Annotated in this window: 2 rRNA genes; both read left to right on the top strand. The window is 54.4% G+C overall.

Going from position 1 to position 5,601, the window contains the following annotated elements:
• Window positions 1-180: 180 nt before the first annotated feature.
• Window positions 181-1,707 (top strand): 16S ribosomal RNA (locus ACX80G_RS17075).
• A 565-nt stretch (window positions 1,708-2,272) separates the two neighbouring features.
• Window positions 2,273-5,437, top strand: a 23S ribosomal RNA gene (locus tag ACX80G_RS17070).
• Together the 16S and 23S rRNA genes form the textbook arrangement of a ribosomal RNA operon.
• Window positions 5,438-5,601: the final 164 nt, after the last annotated feature.

The following is a 5,601-nucleotide window of genomic DNA, read 5'->3' as shown; positions in this document are numbered from 1 at the left end:
CTGTTGTTTGAGAACTCAATAGTGTGCCATGTTTGTTGATACCGATTGTTTTATTGATTGGTTGAATTTGGCTGCATGATGCCATTTTGTGGTGTTGTGTGGTTGTTTTTGGCTGGTTTCGAATTTTGCGCGTGCCTGTTTGCTGGTTTTTCCTGGTGGTGGGTGCGTGTCTGTATAACATTTACGGAGAGTTTGATCCTGGCTCAGGATGAACGCTGGCGGCGTGCTTAACACATGCAAGTCGAACGATGATCCCAGCTTGCTGGGGGATTAGTGGCGAACGGGTGAGTAACACGTGAGTAACCTGCCCTTAACTCTGGGATAAGCCTGGGAAACTGGGTCTAATACTGGATATGACCGATTGGTGCATGCCATGTTGGTGGAAAGCTTTATTGCGGTTTTGGATGGACTCGCGGCCTATCAGCTTGTTGGTGGGGTAATGGCCTACCAAGGCGACGACGGGTAGCCGGCCTGAGAGGGTGGACGGCCACACTGGGACTGAGACACGGCCCAGACTCCTACGGGAGGCAGCAGTGGGGAATATTGCACAATGGGCGCAAGCCTGATGCAGCGACGCCGCGTGGGGGATGAAGGCCTTCGGGTTGTAAACCTCTTTCAGTAGGGAAGAAGCGTAAGTGACGGTACCTGCAGAAGAAGCGCCGGCTAACTACGTGCCAGCAGCCGCGGTAATACGTAGGGCGCAAGCGTTATCCGGAATTATTGGGCGTAAAGAGCTCGTAGGCGGTTTGTCGCGTCTGCCGTGAAAGTCCGGGGCTTAACTCCGGATCTGCGGTGGGTACGGGCAGACTAGAGTGATGTAGGGGAGACTGGAATTCCTGGTGTAGCGGTGAAATGCGCAGATATCAGGAGGAACACCGATGGCGAAGGCAGGTCTCTGGGCATTAACTGACGCTGAGGAGCGAAAGCATGGGGAGCGAACAGGATTAGATACCCTGGTAGTCCATGCCGTAAACGTTGGGCACTAGGTGTGGGGGACATTCCACGTTTTCCGCGCCGTAGCTAACGCATTAAGTGCCCCGCCTGGGGAGTACGGCCGCAAGGCTAAAACTCAAAGGAATTGACGGGGGCCCGCACAAGCGGCGGAGCATGCGGATTAATTCGATGCAACGCGAAGAACCTTACCAAGGCTTGACATGAACTGGAACAGCGCAGAGATGTGTTGGCCGCTTGCGGCCGGTTTACAGGTGGTGCATGGTTGTCGTCAGCTCGTGTCGTGAGATGTTGGGTTAAGTCCCGCAACGAGCGCAACCCTCGTTCTATGTTGCCAGCGCGTGATGGCGGGGACTCATAGGAGACTGCCGGGGTCAACTCGGAGGAAGGTGGGGACGACGTCAAATCATCATGCCCCTTATGTCTTGGGCTTCACGCATGCTACAATGGCCGGTACAAAGGGTTGCGATACTGTGAGGTGGAGCTAATCCCAAAAAGCCGGTCTCAGTTCGGATTGAGGTCTGCAACTCGACCTCATGAAGTCGGAGTCGCTAGTAATCGCAGATCAGCAACGCTGCGGTGAATACGTTCCCGGGCCTTGTACACACCGCCCGTCAAGTCACGAAAGTTGGTAACACCCGAAGCCGGTGGCCTAACCCCCTTGTGGGGAGGGAGCTGTCGAAGGTGGGACCGGCGATTGGGACTAAGTCGTAACAAGGTAGCCGTACCGGAAGGTGCGGCTGGATCACCTCCTTTCTAAGGAGCACCTCGAATTGTTGCATCTGTCCTCTGTGGTGGGTGTGGGGTTTGTAGGAGTATGGCCTATTGCGCGGGCGTTTGTTCCGCGGTGGGCTGCTCATGGGTGGAATATCAATGGATAGGTGCCTGGTGGCGCTGGCTGATAGTTGAGTACGGCTGTCCCTTCGGGGGTGGTGTGGAAAGGGTGTCAGTTGGTGGTGATCGGGTTTATCGTATGGCACACTGTTGGGTCCTGAAATAACAGGGCCCTGATTCTCGTGCGTTATCTGGCATGTTCTTGTGGTTTTCTTCCTCCTTTGTGGGGGGTGGCCAGGGGGGTGTGTGGGTGGTGTGGGATGGGTTGGGGTGTTGGTGTTTCTGGTTTTTCCTTGCCATGGCAGCGGGATCCCTTGAATGCATGCCGGTTGGTGTGTGGGGGTTTTGGTTGGTGGTGTGGGGTTGTTGGTTGAGAACTGCATAGTGGACGAGAGCATCTTAAAAATAAGAAGCAATTTCAAAAAATCTTGGTTTCAGACTTCGGTTTGGTGCCATGGTTTTCTCGATATGTTTTTTGATCTTTTGTGGTCAAGTTTTTAAGGGCACACGGTGGATGCCTTGGCATCAGGAGCCGAAGAAGGACGTGGGAATCTGCGATAAGCCTGGGGGAGTCGATAACCGGACTGTGAGCCCAGGATTTCCGAATGGGGAAACCCCGCCTGGCCAGCGATGGACCGGGTGACCCGCATCTGAACACATAGGGTGCGTGGAGGGAACGTGGGGAAGTGAAACATCTCAGTACCCACAGGAAGAGAAAACAATAGTGATTCCGTTAGTAGTGGCGAGCGAACGCGGATGAGGCTAAACCAGTGGTGTGTGATAGCCGGCGGGCGTTGCATCACTGGGGTTGCGGGACTTTCCGTTCTGATTCTGCCGGATCAGTGAAATGAGTGCAGGCGTATAGGTGAACGGTCTTGAAAGGCCGGCCGGAGAGGGTGTAAGTCCCGTAACCGTAATGCGTGCTGCCGTTTGGAGAGTATCCCAAGTAGTACGGGGCCCGAGAAATCCCGTGCGAATCTGCCAGGACCACCTGGTAAGCCTAAATACTCCCTGATGACCGATAGCGGACAAGTACCGTGAGGGAAAGGTGAAAAGTACCCCGGGAGGGGAGTGAAACAGTACCTGAAACCGTGTGCCTACAATCCGTCAGAGCGTTGTCATCCTTTCGGGGGTGGTGGTGTGATGGCGTGCCTTTTGAAGAATGAGCCTGCGAGTTAGTGTTACGTCGCGAGGTTAACCCGTGTGGGGAAGCCGTAGCGAAAGCGAGTCTGAATAGGGCGAGTGAGTGGCGTGATCTAGACCCGAAGCGAAGTGATCTACCCATGGCCAGGTTGAAGCGACGGTAAGACGTCGTGGAGGACCGAACCCACTTCAGTTGAAAATGGAGGGGATGAGCTGTGGGTAGGGGTGAAAGGCCAATCAAACTTCGTGATAGCTGGTTCTCCCCGAAATGCATTTAGGTGCAGCGTTATGTGTTTCTTATCGGAGGTAGAGCTACTGGATGGCTAATGGGCCCTACAAGGTTACTGACGTCAGCCAAACTCCGAATGCCGGTAAGTGAGAGCGTAGCAGTGAGACTGTGGGGGATAAGCTTCATAGTCGAGAGGGAAACAGCCCAGACCACCAACTAAGGCCCCTAAGCGTGTGCTAAGTGGGAAAGGATGTGGAGTTGCGAAGACAACCAGGAGGTTGGCTTAGAAGCAGCCATCCTTGAAAGAGTGCGTAATAGCTCACTGGTCAAGTGATTCCGCGCCGACAATGTAGCGGGGCTCAAGTACACCGCCGAAGTTGTGGATTTCAGATGATAGCTAAGCCGGAGACTTGTTCTCCTGAGTTCAGGCGTCTGGAGTGGTAGGGGAGCGTCGTGTGGGCGGTGAAGTCGCGGTGTAAACCAGCGGTGGAGCCTACACGAGTGAGAATGCAGGCATGAGTAGCGAAAGACGGGTGAGAAACCCGTCCGCCGAATGATCAAGGGTTCCAGGGTCAAGCTAATCTGCCCTGGGTAAGTCGGGACCTAAGGCGAGGCCGACAGGCGTAGTCGATGGACAACGGGTTGATATTCCCGTACCGGCGAAAAACCGCCCATACTGAGCAGGGGATACTAACCACCCGAAACCTGATTACCCACCCTTTGGGGTGACGTAGTTTTTGGTGGAGCGTGGGACCTGATCCTGGGAGGTAAGCGTATTAACAGGTGTGACGCAGGAAGGTAGCCGGGCCGGGCGATGGTTGCCCCGGTCTAAGGATGTAGGAGGGACCATAGGCAAATCCGTGGTCCTGGTTTTGATACCGTCTCTGAGACCCGATGGGCCCCGTTATGCGGGGATCCGGTGATCCTATGCTGCCTAGAAAAGCATCGGCGCGAGGTTTTAGCCGCCCGTACCCCAAACCGACACAGGTGATCAGGTAGAGAATACTAAGGCGATCGAGAGAATTATGGTTAAGGAACTCGGCAAAATGCCCCCGTAACTTCGGGAGAAGGGGGGCCTCACCCGTGACCAACACTTGCTGTTGTGAGCGTTGTGGGGCCGCAGAGACCAGGGGGAAGCGACTGTTTACTAAAAACACAGGTCCGTGCGAAGTCGCAAGACGATGTATACGGACTGACTCCTGCCCGGTGCTGGAAGGTTAAGAGGACCGGTTAGTGCCCTTCGGGGTGCGAAGCTGGGAATTTAAGCCCCAGTAAACGGCGGTGGTAACTATAACCATCCTAAGGTAGCGAAATTCCTTGTCGGGTAAGTTCCGACCTGCACGAATGGAGTAACGACTTCCCCGCTGTCTCAACCATAAGCTCGGCGAAATTGCACTACGAGTAAAGATGCTCGTTACGCGCAGCAGGACGGAAAGACCCCGAGACCTTCACTATAGTTTGGTATTGGTGTTCGGTGTGGCTTGTGTAGGATAGGTGGGAGACTGTGAACCCTGGACGCTAGTTCAGGGGGAGTCATCGTTGAAATACCACTCTGGTCATACTGGATATCTAACTTCGGCCCGTAATCCGGGTCAGGGACAGTGCCTGATGGGTAGTTTAACTGGGGCGGTTGCCTCCTAAAAAGTAACGGAGGCGCCCAAAGGTTCCCTCAGCCTGGTTGGCAATCAGGTGTCGAGTGTAAGTGCACAAGGGAGCTTGACTGTGAGAGAGACATCTCAAGCAGGGACGAAAGTCGGGACTAGTGATCCGGCGGTACATTGTGGAATGGCCGTCGCTCAACGGATAAAAGGTACCTCGGGGATAACAGGCTGATCTTGCCCAAGAGTCCATATCGACGGCATGGTTTGGCACCTCGATGTCGGCTCGTCGCATCCTGGGGCTGGAGTAGGTCCCAAGGGTTGGGCTGTTCGCCCATTAAAGCGGTACGCGAGCTGGGTTTAGAACGTCGTGAGACAGTTCGGTCCCTATCCGCTGCGCGCGCAGGAAATTTGAGAAGGGCTGTCCTTAGTACGAGAGGACCGGGACGGACGAACCTCTGGTGTGTCAGTTGTACTGCCAAGTGCACCGCTGATTAGCTACGTTCGGATGGGATAACCGCTGAAAGCATCTAAGCGGGAAGCCTGCTTCGAGATGAGATTTCCATACACATTTGTGTGAGAGGCCCCCAGCCAGACCACTGGGTTGATAGGCCGGACGTGGAAGCAAGGACTAACGACTTGTGAAGCTGACCGGTACTAATAAGCCGATAACTTACACCACACACACCACCCGTGAACGGCATCAAAAGACGTTCACACCAGGGCTGGTGTAAAAGATATGCTGCCCTCGTCCACTATGCGGTTCCCAACCAACAACACGGAACCAAACACAACAAAACACAACAAAATACAGGAAACAAATCTGTTCAAGTTGTAACCACACAC

Source organism: Arthrobacter glycogeni (assembly GCF_054510815.1).
This window is presented reverse-complemented; position numbering and strand designations above follow the sequence as displayed.